This window comes from Pseudomonas sp. RW409, from assembly GCF_003184125.1.
Taxonomy (GTDB): domain Bacteria; phylum Pseudomonadota; class Gammaproteobacteria; order Pseudomonadales; family Pseudomonadaceae; genus Aquipseudomonas; species Aquipseudomonas chlororaphis_I.
The window spans coordinates 217943-242387 of sequence record NZ_QHHP01000041.1 but is presented as its reverse complement, the minus strand read 5'-3'; the positions used below and the strand labels follow the sequence as shown (position 1 = coordinate 242387).

8 protein-coding genes are annotated in these 24445 nt (G+C 54.9%); 4 read left to right on the top strand and 4 right to left on the bottom strand.

The annotated features are described in order from the left end of the window. Nucleotides 1-59 precede the first annotated feature (59 nt). On the top strand, nucleotides 60-4754 hold the full coding sequence (locus DK261_RS21495; protein ID WP_041983798.1) for an Ig-like domain-containing protein: 4695 nt from the start codon (nucleotides 60-62) through the stop codon (nucleotides 4752-4754). Nucleotides 4755-4861: 107 nt separating this feature from the next. After that, a protein-coding gene (locus tag DK261_RS21490; RefSeq protein ID WP_041983800.1) for an IS5 family transposase occupies nucleotides 4862-5843 on the top strand; the annotation gives its coding sequence in 2 pieces (ribosomal slippage) (nucleotides 4862-5695 and nucleotides 5697-5843; 981 coding nt in all). Nucleotides 5844-6120: 277 nt separating this feature from the next. On the opposite strand, the gene DK261_RS21485 is transcribed toward DK261_RS21490, so the two are convergent. The 4 genes from DK261_RS21485 to DK261_RS21470 all read right to left on the bottom strand — a co-directional run bounded on the left by DK261_RS21485 (nucleotide 6121) and on the right by DK261_RS21470 (nucleotide 11278). Beyond that, a complete protein-coding gene (locus DK261_RS21485; RefSeq protein ID WP_041983802.1) occupies nucleotides 6121-8613 on the bottom strand; it encodes a fimbria/pilus outer membrane usher protein in 2493 nt (830 codons plus the stop codon). Between the two features lie 116 nt (nucleotides 8614-8729). Next, nucleotides 8730-9461: a molecular chaperone gene (locus tag DK261_RS21480; protein WP_041983804.1), complete on the bottom strand. Its 732-nt coding sequence runs from the start codon at nucleotides 9459-9461 to the stop codon at nucleotides 8730-8732. A gap of 50 nt (nucleotides 9462-9511) precedes the next feature. Further along, nucleotides 9512-10105, bottom strand: coding sequence for a fimbrial protein (locus tag DK261_RS21475; protein ID WP_041983806.1), 594 nt, complete (start codon nucleotides 10103-10105; stop codon nucleotides 9512-9514). A 159-nt stretch (nucleotides 10106-10264) separates the two neighbouring features. Next, nucleotides 10265-11278, bottom strand: coding sequence for a fimbrial protein (locus tag DK261_RS21470; protein WP_139658035.1), 1014 nt, complete (start codon nucleotides 11276-11278; stop codon nucleotides 10265-10267). A 483-nt stretch (nucleotides 11279-11761) separates the two neighbouring features. Between DK261_RS21470 and DK261_RS21465 the strand changes: the two genes are divergently transcribed. Beyond that, nucleotides 11762-12421 carry a response regulator transcription factor gene (locus DK261_RS21465; protein ID WP_052443023.1) on the top strand — a complete coding sequence of 220 codons (660 nt, stop codon included), beginning with the start codon at nucleotides 11762-11764 and terminating at the stop codon, nucleotides 12419-12421. Nucleotides 12422-12683: 262 nt separating this feature from the next. Next, nucleotides 12684-24425, top strand: coding sequence for an Ig-like domain-containing protein (locus DK261_RS21460; RefSeq protein WP_158286944.1), 11742 nt, complete (start codon nucleotides 12684-12686; stop codon nucleotides 24423-24425). The last annotated feature ends 20 nt before the right edge of the window (nucleotides 24426-24445 follow it).

Genomic DNA, 24445 nt, shown 5'->3' with positions numbered 1-24445 from the left:
TGTTTCGGTGTAGAAATCCCCGGGAGCAATAGCTCCTTTTTTCTAGTGAGGAGTATTGTTTGAGCAATCAATCTGTTTCCCTGACCGTGATCAACGGTAAGGGCGTTCTTGAAACCCTGTCACTTGGATCTACCAATCCGCAGCGCATTCATGCCGTGAGTAACGCTCGCTACCTCATCGCGAACACCGACGGTGGCGCGGCCGTTCAGAATGTAAATTTCAAGCGCGTCGGCAGGGAACTTCACATAACGCTGGAGGGCAGTGATCCCGACCAGCCACAGGTAATCATTGAGGGATTTTACGATCACCCCGGCGAAGTAGTGGGTATGGCGTCTGATGGAGAAGTTTATCCATATACGGCGGTCAGCGGAGACCCGGACGAAATCGCCGTTCTGCTACAGGATGGGGTCAGTTCACCGCAAACTCTGGGTCGAGAACCGCTCAGTGGATTTATGGCTGATTTGCAGGGTACCGATGGTTTTTTCTGGAAGGAAATACTGTCTGGACTGGGGGCTGCTGCTGCATTGGCTTGGTTGTTACACGATAAGGGCGGGAGCAAAACTGCACCACCGCCACAAACGCCGAGTCTAGAGTCCGTTCATTCAGATTCAGATAGCGATCCCCACGTCGTCGAGCGTGGAGGCTTAACGGCTGATAACACGCCCGTCTTGAGCGGGGGCGGTGTGCCTGGTGGGCAGGTGGAGATTTTCAAAGGAAGTGAGAGTCTTGGTGTGGTACCAGTGAATGCCGAGGGGCAGTGGCGGTTTACGCCGCCGTTGGCTTTGGCGGATGGTCAGCACGTGTTCAGCGTGGTAGCCATTGATACTAACGGCCAGCGCAGTGCAGCGTCAGCCACTTATGAGATAGAAATTGATGCCACACCGCCGGAGCAGCCACGGATCGCTGCAGCAGTGGACAGCAAGGGTACAGCCGTGGGCGAAGTCGCTGATGGCTTGCAGACCAATGACATCACTCCAACACTATCCGGTTCGGCGGAACCGGGAAGCCTGCTCACGATTTACAACGGTGGCGAGATCCTCGGCAGCGTGCGTGTGGATGCAAATGGGCATTGGTTGTTCACCGTGCCAGAGCAGGCGGAAGGTGAGCAGCGTTTCACTGTGACCGCCAGCGATGCGGCAGGTAACACCAGTATCGCTAGCGACGCCTATGTCGTCAGCATCGACATAACGCCTCCTTCGGTGTTAATTCAGCAGGTCGCAGACAACGCCGGCGCGATGAACGATCCGCTTTCAAATCCGGGCCGTACCGACGACTCAACGCCGACTATAAGTGGTATTGCCGAAGCGAAAGCACTGGTTACGGTATATGACAACGGTACAGCAATCGGCAGCGTAGCTGCCGACACGCAGGGTAACTGGAGCTTTACGGTGCCGGAGCGTGCTGATGGACGGCATGAGTTTACGGTCACCGCCACGGATGACGCAGGCAATACCAGTCCGATTAGCGCTCCTTGGGCAGTCGAGATCGACACTTCGTTGCCAGTCGCCAGCATCACACAAGTCACCGACGACGCCGGTACGATGACCGACCCGATCACTAACGGTGGACGCACCGACGACAACACGCCGACCCTCCATGGCACCGCCACCAGCAACGCGCTGGTCACCGTGCATGATGGTAAAAGTGTGATCGGCAGTGTGTTTGCTGACGCCAAAGGTCTGTGGAGTTTCCCGGTCCCGACCAGCGCGCACGGCACACACACTTTCAGCGTAACCGCCACCAACGACGTTGGCACGACGGGCCAGGTCAGTGAAGCTTGGGTGGTTGAGATCGACACCTCCTTGCCAGTCGCCAACATCACGTCAGTCACTGACGACGCCGGCACGATGACCGATCCGATCACCAACGGCGGCCGTACCGACGACGCTACGCCGACCCTAATTGGCTCCGCCACCAGCAACGCACTGGTAACCATTCATGACGGTAAAAGTGTGATTGGCAATGTGTACGCTGACGCCAAAGGCGTCTGGAGTTTTCCGGTACCAAGCAGCGTGGACGGTACGCACAGCTTCAGCGTGACTGCCACCAATGACGTTGGCACGACGGGCCCGGCTAGTGAGGCTTGGGTGGTTGAAATCGACACAGCCTTGCCAGTCGCCAGCATCACGTCAGTCTCTGACGACGCCGGTACGGTTGCTGAGTCGATCGCCAACGGCGGCCGAACTGACGACGCTACGCCGACCTTGCGTGGCACCGCCACCAGCAACGCACTGGTAACCATCCATGATGGTAAAAGTGTGATGGACAGTGTGTACGCTGACGCTAAAGGCGTCTGGAGTTTTCCGGTACCCAGCAGCGCGGATGGCACGCACAGCTTCAGCGTCACTGCCACCAACGACGTCGGCACCACGGGCAGGGCTAGTGCAGCTTGGGTGGTCGAAATCGACACGTCTTTGCCTGTCGCCAGCATCACACAAGTCACCGATGAAGCCGGTACGATTACCGGACCGATCACCAGCGGCGGGCGCACCGACGACACCATGCCGACGCTGAGTGGCACCGCCACCAGCAACGCACTGGTAACCGTGCATGACGGTAAAAGTGTGATCGGCAGTGTGTACGCCGACGCCAATGGCGTCTGGAGTTTCCCGGTCCCGACCAGCGCGGACGGTACGCACAGCTTCAGCGTAACCGCCACCAACGACGTTGGTACCACGGGTCCAGTCAGTGAAGTTTGGCAGATTGTGATCGATACTTCTGTGCCATTCGCCAGCATCACACAAGTCACCGACAACGCCGGTACGATTACCGACCCGATCACTAACGGCGGTCGCACCGACGACAACACGCCGACCCTCTATGGCATCGCCACCAGCAACGCGCTGGTCACCGTGCATGATGGTAAAAGTGTGATCGGCAGTGTGTACGCTGACGCCAAAGGCGTCTGGAGTTTCCCCGTACCGACCAGCGCGGACGGTACGCACAGCTTCAGCGTGACTGCTACCAATGTCGTTGGCACGAGGGGCCCGGCAAGTGCGGCTTGGGTGATCGAGATCGACACTTCCTTGCCAGTCGCCAGCATCACACAAGTCAACGATGACGCCGGTACAATGACCGGCCCGATCACCAACGGTGGACGCAGCGACGACAACACGCCGACCCTGCGCGGCACCGCCACCAGTAACGCACTGGTAACCATCTATGATGGTAAAAGTGTGATCGGCAGTGTGTACGCTGACGCCAAGGGCGTCTGGAGTTTCCCAGTACCGACCAGCGCGGACGGCACACATACCTTCAGCGTAACCGCCACCAATGACGTTGGTACGACAGGCCCGGCCAGTGCGGTTTGGGTGGTTGAAATCGATACGTCTTTGCCAGTTGCAAGCATCACGTCAGTTACTGACGACGCCGGTACGATGACCGGCCCGATCGCCAACGGCGGACGTACCGACGACACCACTCCGACCCTGCGTGGCACCGCCACCAGCAACGCACTGGTAACCATCCATGATGGTAAAAGTGTGATCGACAGTGTGTACGCTGACGCCAAAGGTGCCTGGAGTTTTCCAGTCCCGACCAGCGCGGACGGTACGCACAGCTTCAGCGTAACCGCCACCAACGACGTTGGCACGACGGGCCCGGCCAGTGAGGCTTGGGTAGTTGAAATCGACACAGGCGTACCAGGTGTGCCGAAGATTCTGTCGGTATACGACGATGCGGGCGGGTTGACCGGTAACGTGCCGCGCTCCGGGATTACTGATGACAGCACGCCCACTGTCAAAGGGACTGCAGACCCAGGCAGTGTGATCAAGGTCTACGACGGTAGTGTCGTACTGGGCACAGCCATGACAGACGCATCCGGTGCATGGACCCTCGTTCTACCTGAGCTATTACCAGGCAGCCATGATTTGACCGCGGTGACGCGTAACGATGTAGGCATCAGCGGCGGTGCCAGCAGCGGACTCGATTTCAAGGTAGGCACCACTTGGGATTTCAACGATAAAACCTTGCAAGGCTGGAAACTGGCAGGAAGGTACGGAACTGACACAACCTCGACCTCTATCACCGACGACGGTCATGGAGGCCATTTGATCGCCGCGCTCACGCAAAACGGAGGCGACTGGGGCGGAACGGTGATGTCCATCAAGGTTCAAGTGGAGGCTGGCGTTTCATATCAATTCATGTTCAAAACGGGTCAGCAATTAATTTCCAATGAGGTTACCGCCAGTCTTGGGTTAATGGTTGATGGGGTTGCGACAGGTGCTGAGGTTAAAGCAACAGCAGGATCTCATCAGTTTGTAGGCAGCTATACCGCAACGTCTACTGGCACGGTAACGCTGTCGATCCACAACACCGAGCACTCCGGAACTGGTAATGACTTCTGGCTCGACGATTTGGCGATGGCGCGGGTCGATGCGACCGGGCCTGCAACCCCTGGTGTCACTGTGTTCAATGTTCTGCAAGAACAGTCGTCACTGTTGGAGGCGTCCGAACTGATCCTGAATTCGTCAGACATAGGCAAAAATGACCTGTCACTTGCCCGTACCGATGTGTTGGCGCCTGGTGAAAATGAGTTGTTTGTAGATGTCGAATTCGGCGCACAGCAAATGCTTGTCAAGGGCCAAGCCGCAGACCTGCTTGACCTAGGGGCGTTTGTAGGTTCGGGCGACGACGGTGAATGGGTGGACCTCGGCGCGGTAAACGTTGCAGGCATTGCTTATAGTAGTTATCAGCAATCGACTCTGCACAGTGATTCGCTATTGCAGGAGGTTGGTATGACCCACGTGGTGTAGCGCTCCTCGAGACAAAATAAAAACGCTCCTTGTTAATGCTAAGGAAATCCTGAAGAAGACTTCCCGAATCTGGTGAAATACGCTGATCCCGTTGCCCGAGTTTCCCGATGAAGCAGATGACCTTCGCCGACGCCGAATACGCCGGCAAGCGCAAGCAGACCCGCAAGGAATTGTTCCTGATCGAAATGGATCAGGTGGTGCCATGGAAGGGTCTGATTGCCCTGATTGAGCCGTATTACCCAAAGGGTGAAGGCGGTCGTCCGGCGTATCCGTTGATGGCGATGCTGCGCGTGCATCTGATGCAGAACTGGTTCGGCTACAGCGATCCGGCGATGGAGGAAGCGCTGTACGAGACGACCATCCTGCGCCAGTTCGCCGGGCTGAGCCTGGAGCGCATTCCCGACGAGACCACCATTCTCAACTTCCGACGCCTGCTGGAGAAGTATGAGTTGGCGGCTGGGATTCTGGCGGTGATCAATGGCTATCTGGAGGATCGAGGCCTGTCGCTGCGCCAGGGCACCATCGTCGATGCCACGCTGATCCATGCACCGAGTTCGACCAAGAACCGGGACGGCAAGCGTGACCCGGAGATGCATCAAACCAAGAAGGGGAACCAGTACTACTTCGGCGCGAAAGCGCACATTGGTGCCGACGAAGAATCGGGCCTGGTGCACAGCGTGGTGGCCACGGCGGCGAATGTCGCGGACGTCACCCAGGTCGACAAGCTACTGCATGGCGAAGAGAACGTGGTATGCGCCGATGCTGGCTATACCGGGGTCGAGAAGCGCCCCGAGCATGAAGGTCGTCAGGTCATCTGGCAGATTGCGGCCCGACGCAGCACCTACCAGAAACATGGCAAGCGCAGTGCCTTGTACAAAGCGCTCCGCAAGATCGAGAAAGCCAAAGCGCAGATGCGAGCCAAGGTTGAACATCCATTTCGATGTGATCAAGCGACAGTTCGGTTACACCAAAGTGCGCTTCCGTGGCTTGGCCAAGAATACGGCCCAGATGGTCACCTTGTTCGCCCTGTCGAACCTGTGGATGGCTCGCCGACATTTACTGACGAATGCAGGAGAGGTGCGTCTGTAATGTGGGGAATGGCTGCTGCAAGGTGCTCGCAGCAGCCGAAAAGCATGAAGTAAGCGACGGATTTGATCGTATTTGGCCTGCCGTCGTTTTTGAAATCGCTGATTGCGAAGTGGACGAAAAATGTCGGTCTATTTCAGACCATCCCTAAGAGAGTTTTTTTGCTTTTCAAACATCAGTTGGTTGCGCGAAGCGGGAGTTAATTGATACGCCTGAAATAAGTATTAGGCGTTATAACAGGGTAGGGGAGGCAAGGGCGTCGATAGGCACACTCGAAGGTTCACGTCGACCGGCAAACCGCGTCAATACGCTCATATGCCAGGTCTTTGTTCACTGGCGGCAACTCGTAATTCACCTTGCAGCTACCCTCAGCCCAGCGAACTTCCAGTGCGCCTTTGTCCTTGACGCCGAACGCCAACAGGCGCGACAGATTATCGACGATACCCACAGGCTTGCCTTGTTCGTCAAACCCTTGGGCGCCGAAAGGAATAGCGCCATCTTTTTCAGGTCGTAAGACAAATTGTGAGCGGCGACCGGTCTGCGCGGCATACGAAGCCTTGACGATGGCCCCACGGGTTGGCACCAGCACTTTGGAAATGTCGTTGATCTCGACGTCTGTACCCAACGTCTGTGTGTCCAGGCTCAACCAGTTGTAGCGATAGGGTTGCATATGAGGCACAACTGCATAACCTTTGCTGTTGGTTTTGATTGCAGTCCAACCAGCCACTCCCACCGCGTGAGTATCCGGAACCTCCACCAACCCAAATGTCTCGCCGAGCGGCTGACCCAAGGTGATGCCACCGCTGTGTGCTACCAATGAGCCGGAAGCGCTCATGTCAATATGATCGTCATCTCGGCCCTGGCTGTAGCCGCCTCGCAGTTTGGCGACAGGAGTGTCCCAATCCAGGCTGGCGCCGGTAGTATTGCCGTTGATTTTACTGTGGCCTGCTTGCGCCGAATAACTGAGTGCTGCCTGGTCGTCCAGGTAACCGGATACGCTGGACTGCAATGAGGAATCGCCTTTGTTCGAGCTAATTGCGTAGCTGGTCAAACGGTGAGACCGACGTTGGCTGCCCAGCGGCATGCTGATGCTGGCGGTAAGTTGTGTGTCTGCACCCCCGCCCAGGGGATCGCTCTGAATACGCGATACAGCGACGTTGTAACTGACACTGCCCACGCTGCTGCCATAACCAAACTGCCAATTGCGCGTACGACTTTGCTGCTTCCAGTAACTGGTTTCGTCCATGCTCAAATAGATCGAGCTACGTTGAGACACGGTCTGGTTGACGCGCAGATTGATTCGACTCTTTTGCGCACTGAACCCTGCGTGCTCCCACTGCGTAAGGTCGTCCACATGCTGGCTGAAGCTTCGATAGCCTTCGGTGGAGTAGCGGTAACCGGCCATGGTAAATGTGGTGTTTGTGGCGTTCAGTGTTTTGGAATATAAAAAACGGACACTGTGGCCCTTGTCGGCCTTGCCATTTGCTCTTTCCGACGTGCTGGTTGTGACATCGAAGGAGATGCCGCCAATGCCAGAGTTGACGCCCGCGCCAAGGTTGGCAGCGCGATAATTTTGCGCTAGCAACACACCACCGTAGCTTGTGATGTTGTCCGTGACACCGTAGACCGCTGTGCTTTCTGTGAAGGTAGGCGAAGGTTGGTCTGTGGAGCGATACTCACCGGCGGTCATGCTGTAACGAAGATTGCCTCGTCGTGTCATGATTGGCTGGTAAGCATAAGACTGTTGATATTCGCGTACGCGGCCGTCCGATTCGGTAATCCTGATCCGCATATCGCCGTTGGAGCCACTTGGGTAGATATCCGTGAATTCGAAAGCCCCAGGTGGGACTTGCGCGGAGTAGATCACGTAACCGTTTTGACGGACCTCGACAGTGGCATTGGTCTCGGCGATGCCACGAATCACAGGTGCATAACCGATCTCATTGTCAGGCAGCATACCCAGATCCGAAGCGATCTGCGCGCCGCGAAACCTTACGCTGTCGAAGATCTCACCCGGTGTGTAAAGTTCGCCCAAGGATAGCTTGCCTTTCATCGGTACAACGTCACTCTCCACATACGTGCGATTACTTAAGAATTGATCTTTCATGCCTGTCCCGCCGGTCAGCGCGGACTCGTTGCGAAAACGCCAACCGGCGATGTTGAACCCATTACGCAAGTTCAGGTTGTGATAGTCGGATTGCGTGCCTTCATTGGTGTTTCGATTGAAACTTGCCTGATAGTCACTGTAAAAGGCGGTGATACCTTGATCCCACACCGACGGGTCAACGTACCCTCGCGAATAACTGCGCACATACGTTTGAGGCAGGCTTACCTGCAGCGCAAGGTTGGTGACATCGAAGTCCAGAGCGGCACCGGCGATTTGGCCCGCGACGTCAAGATACGTGTCATCTTTGGCGTCGGCTGGGATGAGTCCATCCTGCTGCGCCTTTCCTGCGTTAAACCCAAGCTCCTTGAGCAAGCCCAGCGATACATCGGGCTTTACTTGCCCCGAAGCGTCAGCAATAAAACTGATTTCCTGGCGCTTGATTAGCACCCCGTTCAGATAGAGGTCGACGCTGTAAACACCGGGTAGTACCGAGCTGCCCTGCTCAAAGAATTTCAGATCAACAGGCGCACCGTCCATTTTCAGAAACGCCTCGCTGAACTCGACCCCCGCAGCGCTAGCCTCAGAGGTCAATCCCAGCGTCAAAAACGCGGCCGTGCAAACACAGCCGACGATTCGTGAGTTGAGTTCTTTCTGAAAAAAAGACATGGGGAATCCTTGCAGTCAAGCACCGGGGGCCAAAGCGGTGGCCATGTTAGGGAGTCGTGCGGGAAGGGGCAGGCTGCGCACTGAGTCGCACGCCATCAAAGCAAGTCTTTACCGGATTAGTTCGAGACGTTACTGGTGATGTGGTCCAAGCCGCCGTAGTCATTAATGCTGTCGTATGCGACTGTCACGGAGCCGGATTTGAAATGCGATACGCCCGGAATAATGGTTGTACGGGTCTCGCCAGGTGCCAGCATTTCGGCGGGGGCAGAGTAGCCGTCCTTACTTAGCGCGTTTCTTATCGTTACGCTGCTGCCGGAAAATGACACATGAAATGCAGATGGATTAGTGACGCGCAGCGCTGTCTCGCCGCCTTGCTCCACGAGTTGCCACTGCAAGTTCTTAGCCGCCTCGATGGCGGACCCTGGTAGGTTCGCCGGGCGATAAAACAACTTTACCCTCTGACGAATAGCGATCTGCAGTGCATTTTCATCTTTAGCCCTTTGCGGGATTTCCTGCACGGCGAGCCAGAAAACAGACTCTTTATCTGTGGGTAAACCTTGACCCTGATAAAGAATACGTAGGACTTGCTGTTTCTGACCGCCCAGGCGCACAAGTGGCGGAGTAATAGCAAAGGGCACATCAGCCGTTTGTAAACGGGTATTCGATTCCACCCACGATTGCACCATGATGTCATCCGTGCCCTGGTTTTTGACGACCATGGATGTTTCTTTAGAGGGAGCAGAAAATATGACACGCGTACCGTCCAATGTAATACCTGCACTGGTTATAGATGCATACAGTGAAATAGCTCCAGCCAGTGCAACGCGTTTGAACAGAGAAAACTTCATGGCAACTCCTGGTGAGAGGGAGAAACCTAAGCTTCTCCCTTTGCTGCGGATTATTCGTAGGTCAAGGTAAAGGGCAGGGTGCCGTTAGCAACACCAGCTTTGACTGTGTCGCCGTTGGCTACATAGCCTGCGCGCAGATTAAGATTGGCCGTGTACTGTTCTTTGCCGGCTTCACCGGTCTCAACCAGCGAACCACTGATCGTTTCGTTTGCCGCAAGATTGATAAGTTTATTGTCGGTGTCATAAATCCCGATACCAACACCTTGTGCACTACCAGTTGTTTTCAGGAGTGTGCTTTGCTTGGCATCTAAACCCGAGCCGCTGAGTGGGTCAAACTGCAACTTTACGGACTTCAAACCTGCAGCGGTTCCGCCACAGTTTAGGCTCAAATTAATACCTTTTCCGCCAACAATAGTACCGCTGGAAGTGCCGCGGAGAGAGTCGCTACTCACCTTGCCAAGGCTCACGTCGATGGTCTGTGCTCCGGTCGCTCCGCCCACGCTCGTACCAGAAGCGCCGCTGATAGCGCAAGAAGCTGCGATAATTTCGCCGGTAAAGTTAATAGTGCCATCAGCGGCTATCGCTGAAGAACTAACAATGCCTACGATAGCTAGGGGAATGAGTTTCTTGAAAAGATTTGACATCTTCGTTACCTGTTTAAGTTGGAGGTTATAGTTTGAGTTTTCGCGCAGCTTTCGAAAATGAGAAATGTCTCAAGACGTCAGAGATACTTCGGTTATGGGGTAGGCGTGGCAGTAAAAAACAACCGCGGGGAAGACTGGAAGAGTCTCTGCTGAGAGTCGCTATTGATAACTGATCGTAAAGGTCGCCCTACCATTTGCCTTTCCTGAGACAATTTTGGGAGCGATCTGTACGTATCTGGCGCTCAACGGAATTTGGAAAGTGGACACGCCCTGTGCAATAACTCCTGCACTCCATTGATTTGCGCCCGATGATGCTGAGTCAGGGCCGAATACTAGTGCAGCGCCGTCCTTCAATATGTTGATACCTAACCCAGAGGCTGTGGAATCTGAGCTAAGCGTCAAGTGATTTGAGGCGTTTTCAGGTTTCGAGGCGTCCGTTAATTGCACGCGTGCATTTACTGAGCTGCCCGGCCTTCCGCCCGAACAAGAAAGAGTAATATTGAAAGTTTGAGCGTCCGAAGTGCTGCCTACACCACTGAAGTGCTCTATTGATACTCTCCTAAGCGATACAGGAATCGTGGGCGATGAAGCGGTACACACTGGGCCAGCCACTAATTCCGTTTCACCGGACGTGCTAATATTCCAAGCTTTGCAACCTGGGCAATTGAATTGAACTATTACTGAGCTTTTCAATGATACGCGCGAACTTTGTATGGGGCCAATTTTATAGAGTTCAAGCCAAATCTCCTGCACATACTGATCATTATTAACCCATCCCGTCTGTCCAGGGCTGTGCTCACTTTCATGACTGACAACCATCTTGCGCCCTCCAGGAAAATTACGGGCTTTCCATATGGCCATCCATTTCACTCCAAGACCAGGAATGTTGGTTTTGTAAACATCCGTAAACCCTGGAGCGAGCACCCGATCATTCAATCTGCCCGCGATCTGTGCAGTGAATGAGGCTGCTCCATCTATCAATGTGGATGTAACCGAGGCTGACTTCCATAGCCGGGTGCCGATTGCTGCATTGTTAGGAACTTCTATCTTGACGGGGATAGCAACTGTAGAAACTTCTGGAATAAACCAACCCCCGGCATCAGCGTTTTTAACGGGCATTGCCAGCACAAAAAATATTGAAAAAAAGACCGCGGATACAATTCTAAATTTCATGATGTCCCATGCTCATAACGCAAGGTTGATGTGCGCACCTGATAATTTTTTACCAATTCACACAGATTTTATTGGAGCCCTGTAGTGGCGTGATCGATATTCCTCTATAGCTGCCAATCGCTTTCGGAAGTATTGAGTGAAGGGTGGAGGTGTTCGAGGTGGACACAGTAACGTCAGTAGCGTGTGATTGCGTTAGGAATTGTCTCAAACGGCGGCCGTACACACCGTTGCCTGGTCCTGAAACACTAAAAATAGATTTATCGCTGCTGACCTGATATTCATTTTGAGACAAGTCTTGCGGCGTGGATCGAGCAGGGTCGGTATGTTGGATCTTGCCGCCTATATGTAGATAGGCATTCAGGCGCATAAGAAGGGAGCTAAAGCCAGCTTGAGTGCGGTGTGAATCGGCTCAATCAGTTTTCCCGGTGGCTAGAGCTGTCCTGCGCAAAAAAGTCCAAGCAGTCGGCTAAAGTTGGAGTCTTTATGTTGAGCCCAATCCGAGTAGGTGTATTCGACAAACTCGCCCTGATACGTTATGGCTTGTGCATATATTTGCTCAAGGAACCGGGAGTTGAAGTGATCGGTGCCTATGCGTGCTCGATTAAGGCGCTGCGCGCGGCACGCAGGAAGAAATTGAAGGTGTTGGTGATAGGATGCATGCCAGGAAATATCGAATGCCTGGAGTTTGTCGATAAGCTTGCCCCTGAGAAGTCTGCGCCAAAATTGTTAATACTGCTGGAGGGGCCTCACTCGCCTACCGAGGCGCGACTAAGGTTGTCTGGTGCTCATGGCATTTTGTATAAAACTCAGCCGCTTGCTGATTATGTCGATGCCATTCGCAGGCTGGCTGCGGGTAAGTTCTATTTCCGCTCTGGATGGGCGGCAAATTGCAGTCTTGAGTTGATTGATTGTGCTGTTAGGGAAGGGGGCGTCCCATCCACCATCACCGTCAGCGCCGTACTATCCAGTCGCGAGCGTGACGTTCTTCGCTTGTTTGCGAAGGGGTTAACGGTAACGCAAATTGCGAGCGGTTCTGTAAAGAGTGTCAAAACCATCAGCGCTCAGAAGCGAAATGCGTATCGAAAGCTTGGCTTGAAAAACGATCTCGATTTCTTCAAGCAGCTAGCTTCTTTGAATCTATAAATATCCTTGTCCCAAGGGCTGCTTGAGGCCCTCTGATTTCCTCCTCATCTTTTGCGACCTGGTGTCCTGTCGGCGGCAATTACGTGGTCGTTTTTATGTGCGCGCCAGCTAAATGAGACAGGTCTCATATCCCATGGCTTTTCTTTAAACAAAACTCTCGCTCCCAAGAGCTCCGTTGGCGAACGGCATGCTCTGGTTAATTTATATGTATGTCGCCATGGCGACATAAAAAAGCAACCTGACCAAAATGAAGGTAGAGCACGTGACTCCTAATGTAGTGAGCATTGCAGTGGTGGATCGCAAAACGATCATTCAGGCGCAGGAGCTTCGAGCCTCGAAGCACGGCCAGCCACTTCGAATCAAAGCAATTGAAGGTGGCAAATACATTCTCGCCGAAGGCGAGAAAGGCTTCGCGCCCGAGAACATTACGGTTAAGCGCGTTGGCAAAGACCTCTTCATCAGCTTGGAAGGCACAGAGCTGGATGAGCCACAGCTCATTATCGAGGGCTTCTACGACACTACCGGCCAAGTAGTCGGCATGGCGGAAGACGGCACGTATTACCCCTATGTCGCTTCGGATGCCGAACACGACCACGAAGTCACCTTCTTGTTGGAAGATGTTGCGTCGCCTCAAGTATTGGGTATTGAAGCACTGAGTGGCTTCGGTCAAGGCTTGGTGGCATTGGCCGGTTCGGGTTTTCTGGTGCCAAGTTTGATGGGCTTGGGGGCGTTGGCGTTGGCCGGTGCAGGCATCGCTGCTTCGCGCGATGACGGTGGTTCCAACAACACTGGGCCTGGACCTCAGGTCGTGCCTGCTCCATCCACGCAGCCAGAGATTGGCACTGTCACCGACAACGTCGGCGACAAGCAGGGCCCCTTGCAGCCCGGCGATATCACCGACGACACCACCCCGACGTTCAATGGTACCGGCGACCCCGGTTCTGAATTGAAAATCACAGACAACGGTAAGGAAATTGGCTCAGTCGTTGTAGACGAGAAGGGCAATTGGGAGTTCACACCTGAAACGCCGCTCGGTGACGGCCAGCATGTGATTGTCGTGGTTCCCCCAAAAGGTGGCGAACCGTCCAAGGGCTTCGAGTTGGAAGTCGACACCAAGGCGCCCGCGCAAGCAGTGATTGATAGCATCACTGACGATGTGGGTGTGCAAGTTGGCGTGATTGCCAGTCAGGGTGTAACCGACGACACGACCCCGACACTCAATGGCCACGCCGAAGCGGGTAGCTTGGTATTCGTGTTCAATCACGGGCAACTGCTGGGAACCGCAAAAGCCGACGCCAACGGTGCTTGGCAGTTCACGCCGGATGCCTTGGCTGACGGCGAATACGTATTTACGGTTCGTGCCACTGATGCTGCGGGCAACATCGGACTGTCGTCCCCACCTTATGTCATCACCATCGATACCGTTAGCCCGCAAAAGCCAGAGCTTGGCGGAGACGGGCCTGGTATTGGCGACGTGCTGGATGATCAGGGTTCGATTCAAGGTTCGATTGCCAATGGTGGCGTTACGGATGACACAACACCGACGTTCATAGGTAAAGGCGAGCCTGGCGACACAGTCACGATCATCGACAACGGCGACGAGATCGGCAAGGTTGTCGTCGACGAAAAGGGCGAGTGGACCTTTACGCCCGGCACTGAGTTGACTGAAGGCGATCACGACATGAGCGTGATCATTACCGATCCGGCGGGCAATAGCTCAGAGCCATCTGATCCGTGGGTCATTCACGTTGATACCACCCCGCCAATCAATCCAGGTGTTGAAAGCGCTATCGACGATATCGGGCCCATTGTAGGGCCTATCAAAAACGGCGAAATCACCGACGACAATCAACCCACGTTGGGTGGCAGCAGTGAGCCAGGCGCAACAGTGACCATCAGTGATAACGGCAAGGTTATCGGTGAAGTGGTTGTTGACGACAATGGTCAGTGGACATTTACCCCGGAACAACCTCTGGAAGATGGCGAGCATGGTTTCACCGTAGGTATCACCGATCCTGCCGGCAACACCTCGGCGGAGTCTGATCCCTATATCGTGAAAGTCGATACGACTGCCCCGGTTAAGCCAAGTATCGAATCGGTGTATGACGATCAGGGCGATATGCAAGGCAATCTCAAAAGCGGTGATATCACTGACGACAGCAAGCCAACCCTGAGCGGTAAAGCTGAAGCCAGCAGCACCGTAATTATCTACGACAAAAACGTCGAGATCGGCCGTGCGCCTTCGGATGAAAATGGTCAGTGGACCTTCACGCCAAAAACGCCGCTGAGCAGCGGTGCGCATAACATTAGCGTTGCCGCGTCTGACAAAGCCGGTAACGTCAGCGCGGTCTCTGATGGTTTTGAATTCACCGTGATAGCTGACGGCGCTCCTTCCGTGCCGGCTATCAACGCGGTCAAGGACGATGTCGGCTCGATCACTGGCGAATTGCAAAAGAACGCTGTTACCGACGATGCGCGTCCAACCGTTGAAGGTACCGCCGAGGAAGGTGCCACGGTTTCGGTGTACAGCAACGGCAAGTTGCTCGGTACTGCCCAGGCGGACGACAAAGGCCACTGGAGCTTCACTCCGGACGCGGATCTCAAGGACGGCCTGCACAATCTGAGCGCTACCGCGACTAATGCGGCAGGCAACATCAGCCCGCAAACCGGCCTGTATCCAATCACCGTGGACACCGTCGCGCCTGATACAGCAGCTGCGACGTTGACCGATGATGTCGGCGCGGTTAAAGGCCCCATTGTCAGCGGTGACACCACCGATGACAGCACCCCGACTTTTACCGGCAAAGCAGAAGCCAACAGCACAGTGATCATCTACGATCAAGGGATCGAAATTGGTCGTGCCCCGGTTAACGACAAAGGTGAATGGAGCTTTACGCCCACTCAAGCTTTGCCAGACGGTAGTCATAGCTTGAGCACCGCGGTAGCGGACAGCGCCGGTAACTTGAGTGACAAGAGCGCAGCCATCGACTTCACCGTGGATACCCGCGCCGTGGAAGTTTCGATTACCAGCATCGTTGATGACGCAGGCAGCAAACAAGGCAACCTTGCCAAAGGCGATGTGACTGACGACACCACTCCGACCTTGAATGGCAAGGCCACCGCCAATGCAACCGTAAACATTTACGACGGCAATGTATTGTTGGGTTCCACTCAAGCCAACGGCAGAGGTGAGTGGAGCTTTACACCAACTACCGCGTTGGCCGAAGGCGATCACACGCTGACCGCAACCGTTGTCACTCCTGCAGGCGGCGAAAGCCAGCCTACCTCCGTATTCGACCTGACGGTGGACACTTCCGCTCCGGACAATGCCTCCATCGGCAAAGTCATGGATGACGTGGGCGATATCCAGGGCCCGGTTGCCAACGGTGGTTTCACCGACGACACCACTCCGACCCTATCGGGTACTGGCGAGGCCGGCAGCACTGTACATATCTACGACAAAGACAGCCTGTTGGGCAGCGTCGAAGTCGACGACAAAGGTAATTGGAGCTTCACCCCAAGCCCACTGAACACCGGCGACCACAGTTTCACCGTGACCAACGAAGACAAAGCCGGCAACGTCAGCGCGCCGTCCGATGCTTTCGTGGTAACGGTGGATACCGCCTCGCCCGATAAGCCAACCATCGAGGCGGTCTACGACGACCAGGGCGATGTGCAAGGTAACTTGAAAGCCGGTGATATTACCGACGACAGCAAGCCAACCCTGAGTGGTAAAGCAGAACCCAACAGCACCGTGATCATCTACGACAAAACCGTAGAAATCGGTCGTGTGCCTGCAGATGAAAAGGGTCAGTGGACCTTCACGCCTAAAACGCCGCTGAGCAGCGGTGCCCATAACGTTAATGTTGCTGCGGTTGACAAGGCCGGTAACGTCAGCGCGGTATCTGACGGTTTTGAATTCGTCGTGACCGCTGACGGCGCTCCTGCTGTGCCGGCTATCAACGCGGTCAAGGACGATGTCGGCTCGATCACTGGCGAATTGCAAAAGAACGCCGTTACCGACGATGCGCGTCCAACCGTTAAAGGTACTGCCGAGGCAGGTGCCACGGTATCTGTCTACAGCAACGGCAAATTGCTCGGCACTGCCCAGGCGGACGACAAAGGTAACTGGAGTTTCACTCCAGATGCTGACCTCAAAGATGGCCTGCATAACCTGACGGCCACTGCGACCAACGCGGCAGGCAACATCAGCCCACAAACCGGCTTGTACCCAATCACTGTGGACACTCTCGCACCAGGTATGGCTGAGGCTGAGCTGAGCGATGACGTCGGTGCGGTGAAAGGCCCAATCGTCAACGGTGACACTACCGATGACAGCACCCCGACCTTTACCGGCAAAGCAGAATCCAACAGCACCGTGATCATTTACGATCAAGGGACTGAAATTGGGCGTGCACAGGCTGACGGCCAGGGTAACTGGGCCTTCAGCCCAAGCACACCATTGGCCGATGGCGGCCATAGTCTCAGCACGGCTGTAGTGGATAAAGCCGGTAACCTGAGCGACAAGAGCGCGGCAATCGACTTCAGTGTTGATACCCGTACTGTCGAAGTCTCGATCATCAACGTTGTAGATGACGCTGGCAGCAAGCAGGGCAATCTGGCCAAGGGCGACGTGACCGACGACACCACGCCGACCTTGAACGGTAAGGCCACTGCCAATGCAACCGTCAACATCTATGACGGCAAGGTACTGCTGGGCTCGGTTCAGTCCAACAGCACAGGCGAGTGGAGCTTCACGCCCACTAATGCCTTGGCCGAAGGCGCTCATCACCTGACCGCTACCGTCGTCACTGCAGCCGGCGGCGAAAGCCAGCCTACCTCGGTATTCGACTTGACGGTCGACACCACGGCACCGGGCAAAGCCGCTATCGGTGATATCACCGATGACGTGGGCGATATTCAAGGCTCGATTACCAACGGCGGTTTCACTGACGACACCACGCCAACACTATCAGGCACTGGCGAGCCGGGTAGCACCGTGCATGTCTACGACAAAGACAGCCTGTTGGGCAGCGTCGAAGTCGACGACAAAGGTAACTGGAGCTTCACCCCAAGCCCGCTGAACACCGGCGAGCATAGTTTCACCGTGACCAACGAAGACAAGGCCGGGAACGTCAGCGCGCCTTCCGAAGCCTTTGTGGTGACTGTGGACACCACCGCGCCGGGCAAGCCAACCATCGAGTCGGTCTACGACGACCAGGGCGATGTGCAAGGCAATCTGAAAGCCGATGATATCACTGACGACAGCAAACCGACAGTGAGTGGTAAAGCTGAAGCCAATAGCACTGTGATCATCTATGACAAAGGCCAGGAAATCGGCCGGGCATTGGTTGACGACAAGGGGCAGTGGGCCTTCACGCCTAACACGCCGCTGAGCAGTGGCAGCCATAAATTGACCGTCGCCTCTGCGGATAAAGCCGGTAACGTCAGCGAGCAATCCAGCGCATTTGAATTTGTCGTAACGGCTGATGGCGCGCCTGCTGTACCAGCTATCACTGCGGTCAAGGACGACGTCGGCTCGGTCACCGGCGAGCTGCAAAAGAACGCAGTCACCGACGATGCGCGTCCAACCGTTGAAGGCACCGCCGAGGTGGGTTCTACGGTTTCGGTCTACAGCAACGGCAAGTTGCTCGGCACTGCCAAAGCGGACGATAAAGGCAATTGGAGTTTCACTCCAGACACAGACCTGAAAGACGGCCTGCACAACTTGTCAGCCACCGCGACCAACGCGGCAGGCAATATCAGCCCGCAAACTGGCCTGTACCCAATTACCGTGGACACCGTTGCGCCTGACAAAGCCGTGGCCGAGTTGAGCGATGACGTGGGCGCAGTGAAAGGTCCAATCGTCAGCGGTGACACCACCGATGACAGCACCCCGACTTTTACCGGCAAAGCAGAAGCCAACAGCACCGTGATCATCTACGATCAAGGGACTGAAATCGGTCGTGCGCCGGTCAACGATAAAGGCGAATGGAGCTTTACACCGGCCAAAGGTTTGGCTGATGGCGGCCATAGCTTGAGCACTGCAGTGGTGGATAAGGCTGGCAACCTCGGCGACAAGAGCGCTGCGATTGACTTCACCGTTGATACCCGCGCAGTTGAAATCACCATCAGCAACGTCGTTGATGATGCGGGCAGCAAAAAAGGCAATCTGGCCAACGGCGACGTGACCGACGACACCACGCCGACCTTGAACGGTAAAGCCACTGCCAATGCAACCGTCAACATCTATGACGGCAAGGTGTTGCTGGGCTCTGTTCAGTCCAACAGCAAAGGTGAATGGAGCTTTACGCCAACCAATGCTTTGGCCGAAGGCGCTCATCACTTGACCGCTACCGTGGTCACTGCAGCGGGCGGCGAGAGCCAGCCAACCTCGATTTTTGACCTGACGGTAGACACCACGGCGCCGGGCAAAGCCGAAATCGGCAGCGTGAACGATGACGTGGGCGAGATCCAGGGCCCTGTCGCCAACGGCGGTTTCACTGACGACACCACGCCGACGCTCTCGGGTAAAGGTGAGCCAGGCAGCACCGTACACATTTACGACAAAGACAGCCTGTTGGGCAGCGTCGAAGTCGACGACAAAGGTAACTGGAGCTTCACCCCAAGCCCGCTGAATACCGGCGAGCACAGTTTCACGGTGACCAACGAAGACAAGGCCGGCAACGTCGGTGTGCCATCCGATGCTTTTGTGGTCACTGTCGATACTACCGCTCCAGGCAAGCCAACTATTGAGTCGGTCTACGACGACCAGGGCGATGTGCAGGGCAACCTGAAAGCTGGTGATATCACCGACGACAGCAAGCCAACCCTGAGTGGTAAAGCTGAAGCCAACAGCTCCGTGATTATCTACGACGTAAACGTCGAGATCGGCCGTGCGCCGGTTGATGGTACGGGCCAATGGACGTTTACGCCTAAAACACCGCTGAGCAGCGGGGCGCATAGCGTTAGCGTTGCTGCAATGGACAAAGCGGGTAACGTCAGTCAGTCATCCACTGCATTTGAGTTTGTAGTAACGGCTGACGGAGCGCCTGCTGTACCGGCTATCACTGCCGTCAAAGACGACGTCGGCTCGATAACTGGCGAGTTGCAAAAAAACGCAGTGACTGACGATGCGCGCCCAACCGTAGAAGGCACCGCTGAGGCAGGCACGACCGTGTCTGTTTACAGCGATGGCAAATTGCTGGGCAGCACCGAAGCCGATGCCAAAGGTAACTGGAGCTTCACGCCAAGTGCAGACTTGAAAGACGGCCTGCACAACTTGTCGGCCACCGCGACCAACGCGGCCGGCAACGTCAGCCCGCAAACCGGACTGTACCCGATCACCGTCGACACCGTTGCACCTGGGAAGGCCGAAGCAACGTTGAGCGATGACGTGGGCGCCGTTAAAGGCCCGATCGCCAGCGGTGATACGACTGACGACAACACTCCAACCTTTATCGGCAAGGCCGAAGCCAACAGTACCGTGATCATCTATGACCAAGGCGCTGAAATTGGCCGTGCACCTGTCAACGACAAAGGTGAGTGGAGCTTTACACCGACGAAAGGTCTTGCTGATGGCGGCCATAGCCTAAGCACTGCGGTGGTGGATAAGGCCGGTAACATAGGCGACAAGAGCGCTGTGATTGACTTCACCGTTGATACCCGTGCAGTTGAAATCACCATCAGTAACGTCGTTGATGATGTCGGCAGCAAAAAAGGCAATCTGGCCAACGGCGACGTGACCGACGACACCACGCCGACCTTGAACGGTAAAGCCACGGCCAATGCCACCGTCAACATCTATGACGGCAACGTATTGCTGGGCTCGGTTCAGTCCAACAGCAACGGTGAGTGGAGTTTTACGCCAACTAAAGCTTTGGCTGAAGGCGCTCACCACCTGACCGCCACCGTGGTAACTGCAGCCGGCGGCGAAAGTCAGCCAACCTCGGTTTTTGACCTGACAGTAGACACCACGGCGCCGGGCAAAGCCGCTATCGGCGATGTCACCGATGACGTGGGTGCTATCCAGGGCTCAATTGCCAGCGGCGGTTTCACCGACGACACCACGCCAACCCTGTCGGGCACTGGCGAGCCGGGCAGCACTGTGCACGTCTACGATAATGGCAGCCTGTTGGGCAGCGTCGAAGTGGATGGCAAAGGCAACTGGAGTTTCACCCCGAGCCCGCTGAACACCGGCGAGCACAGCTTCACCGTGACCAATGAAGACAAGGCTGGCAATGTCGGTCCCGCTTCAGACGCCTACGTAGTCACAGTGGATACCACCGCACCAGGCAAGCCGACCATCGAGACGGTCTACGACGACCAGGGCGATGTGCAGGGCAACCTGAAAGCCGGTGATACTACCGACGACAGTAAGCCGACCCTGAGTGGTAAAGCCGAAGCCAACAGTACCGTGATCATCTACGATAAAAAAGTCGAGATCGGTCGTACATCGGTGGATGACAAAGGCCAATGGACCTTCACGCCCAACACTCCGCTGAGCGGCGGTGCGCACAGCCTCAGCGTTGCTGCAGCCGATAAAGCTGGCAACGTCAGCGAAATGTCTGAAGGTTTTGCGTTTAACGTGATGGCGGACGGTGCGCCTGCTGCCCCGGCGATTACGGCGGTGAAAGACGATGTGGGCGCTATCACTGGCGTACTGCAAAAGAACGACGTGAGTGACGATGCGCGTCCAACCGTGGAAGGTACTGCCGAGGCAGGCACGACCGTGTCTGTTTACAGCGACGGCAAATTGCTGGGCACCACCAATGCCGATGCCAACGGCAACTGGAGCTTCACGCCAAGTGCAGACTTGAAGGACGGCCTGCATAACTTGTCGGCCACCGCGACCAACGCGGCAGGTAACATCAGCCCGCAAACCGGCCTGTTCCCGATCACCGTCGACACCGTCGCGCCGGGTAAGGCTGAAGCTGCGCTGAGCGATGATGTTGGCGCCGTCAAAGGCCCAATCGTCAGTGGCGATACCACCGATGACAACACTCCAACCTTCACTGGTAAAGCCGAAGCCAACAGCACCGTGATCATCTATGACCAAGGCGCTGAAATTGGCCGTGCACCTGTCAACGACAAAGGTGAGTGGAGCTTTACACCGACGAAAGGTCTTGCTGATGGCGGCCATAGCCTAAGCACTGCGGTGGTGGATAAGGCCGGTAACATAGGCGACAAGAGCGCTGCGATTGACTTCACCGTTGATACCCGTGCAGTTGAAATCACCATCAGTAACGTCGTTGATGATGTCGGCAGCAAAAAAGGCAATCTGGCCAACGGCGACGTGACCGACGACACCACGCCAACCCTGAACGGCAAAGCCACCGCCAACTCAACGGTCAACATTTACGATGGCAAGGTTTTGCTGGGCTCGGTGAAATCCGATACCAAAGGCGAGTGGAGCTTCACGCCAACCAACGCCTTGGCTGAGGGTGTACATCATCTGACCGCTACAGTAGTCACTGCAGCCGGCGGCGAAAGCCAGTCTACCTCGGTATTCGACTTGACGGTCGACACCACCGCACCGGGTAAAGCCGCTATCGGTGATATCACCGATGACGTGGGTGATATTCAAGGCTCTATTGCCAACGGCGGTTTCACCGACGACACCACGCCAACTCTGTCGGGCACTGGCGAGCCGGGCAGCACTGTGCACGTCTACGACAAAGACAGCCTGTTGGGCAGTGTCGAAGTTGACGACAAAGGTAACTGGAGCTTCACCCCAAGCCCGCTGAACACCGGCGAGCACAGTTTCACCGTGACCAACGAAGACAAGGCCGGCAATGTGGGGCCCGCTTCAGACGCCTACGTGGTAACGGTGGATACCACCGCGCCGGGCAAGCCAACCATCGATACGGTGTATGACGATCAGGGAACAATCACCGGCAACCTGAAGCCCGGTGCTGTGACCGATGACAATAAGCCTACAATCAGCGGTAAAGCTGAAGCCAACAGCACGGTAGTCATCCTCGACAAAGACGTAGAGATTGGCCGCGTCAAAGTCAACAGTTCGGGTAGCTGGACGTTTACCCCGAGCACGGCATTGGCGGATGGCGCGCATACCTTGTCAGCCAAAGCCATCGACGCAGCCGGTAACAGCACCACATCAGACAGCTTTGCGTTGACGGTGAATACCGTTGCACCGAGCAAGCCGACAATCGACACCGTCTACGACGATCAGGGCTCGATCACCGGCAACCTGAAAGCAGGCGCTGTGACCGATGACACCAAGCCTACCATCAGCGGCAAAGCGCAAGCTGGCAGCACCGTGGTTATCTCTGACAAAGGCGCAGAAATTGGCCGTGTGACTGCCGACAGTGGGGGTAAGTGGACATTTACCCCAACCACGGCTTTGGCCGACGGCGCCCACACGCTTCAAGTCAAATCGATAGACACCGCAGGCAACAGTGCAACGTCGGACAGTTTTGGCTTCACGATTGACACCGTGGCACCGAGCAAGCCGACGATTGACACTGTCTACGACGATCAGGGCACGATTACAGGTAATCTGAAAGCAGGCGCAGTGACTGATGACAACAAGCCTACTGTCAGCGGTAAAGCAGAAGCTAACAGTACGGTGGTGATCTCGGACAAAGGTGCAGAGATCGGTCGCGTGATAGCGGACAGTTCGGGTAAGTGGACCTTTACCCCGGATAAGGCATTAGGTGATGGCGTTCATACTCTGACAGCCCAAGCTATTGATGCTGCAGGTAATAGTGCGAAGTCGGATAACTTTTTTCTTACTATTGATACTTTAGCGCCAAGTAAGCCAACGATTGAGGCGGCCTACGATGACCAGGGCGCAAGTAAGGGGGATTTGAAGTCGGGTGATTCGACTGATGATGATAAACCTGCGATTAGTGGTACAGCTGAAGCGAACAGTACGGTCGTCATTTACGATAATGGCGCGCAGATTGGTAGCGTTTTTGCAGATGACGAAGGTAGATGGACATTTACGCCAACTGTTGGGCTTGTTGATGGCTCACATAGTTTTAAAATAACGAGCAGTGATGAGGCGGGCAATATTAGCCAGAGTTCAAATGTTTTTGATTTGAAGGTGCAGCAGAGCGCTATCGGCAGGGAGGAATTCTCCACTTCTGATTACCCAGGCACCTTCAAAGATAGGACCTTCAGCTCAGGCTTAAATGTTCGCGTGGTATCATCAGGGGGAGGGGCAAAAGACAGAGATTATATAGCCTTGAGCCATGCTGGATATCCGGGTTTTGATGGGTTGCTGGTCTTTATAAATACGGTAACGGAATACAAACTCCCTGGATTGACTGATTCAATTGTCATGGGCTATTTTAATCTGGATGGCAAAGCGCAGAAAATCAAAATATTGGGTGAGAACGGCACCGTCATTCATGAAGAGTTCTTGCGTGCCTCTAAAGCTGACTATGAACCACCAGCAACTGAGTTTAGTTACAAAGATCCATCTGGCAGAAAAATTAGCGGATTTCAGTTGGATATAGGTCCAGAGGCTACAAAATTTGATGTAGGCTTTAAAATCGACTACGTAGATTGGGGGGAATCAACTTCTTCATCTCGTGGTGTATTCGAAACCGAACACTCTTTGAGCAACACTTTGTACAATGAAAATACAACGCATGATGGCTCTGAGCAGGTCAATTCTGAAGGAGGTCTGGAAGAGTACTGCCCACCAATTGATAATTCAGATCCATTATTAAATAATAACATTGTGTCCGAGCCTCAACGCTTGCCTGATTATGATTCCAAGCTAGATTTAAATAGCTTGTTGTCGAGAGGCGAAAAAAATCTATTTATTGATGATGATAATTTGCAGGTCGTACTGAAAGGGTGCTCTGAGGAGGCTAATAGGTTGCACGATTTATTAGTAGATGGAATTAAAGCAGAAAGCTGGGCGTCTGTGGGAGAAGTCACAGTTGCTGGCATCGCTTACGACGTTTATCAAAATTCCTCGCTTGGTGCAGAGTTTCTTGTTCAGCATGAAGTGGCACAAAATTTAGTTTAAGTTTTAAGGGGGGGCGGTAT

Coding starts and splice junctions, on each gene's coding strand:
- DK261_RS21470 (WP_139658035.1), bottom strand. CDS start 11,278: ATGAAATTTAGAATTGTATCCGCGGTCTTTTTTTCAATATTTTTTGTG.
- DK261_RS21465 (WP_052443023.1), top strand. CDS start 11,762: ATGTTGAGCCCAATCCGAGTAGGTGTATTCGACAAACTCGCCCTGATA.
- DK261_RS21480 (WP_041983804.1), bottom strand. CDS start 9,461: ATGAAGTTTTCTCTGTTCAAACGCGTTGCACTGGCTGGAGCTATTTCA.
- DK261_RS21485 (WP_041983802.1), bottom strand. CDS start 8,613: ATGTCTTTTTTTCAGAAAGAACTCAACTCACGAATCGTCGGCTGTGTT.
- DK261_RS21475 (WP_041983806.1), bottom strand. CDS start 10,105: ATGTCAAATCTTTTCAAGAAACTCATTCCCCTAGCTATCGTAGGCATT.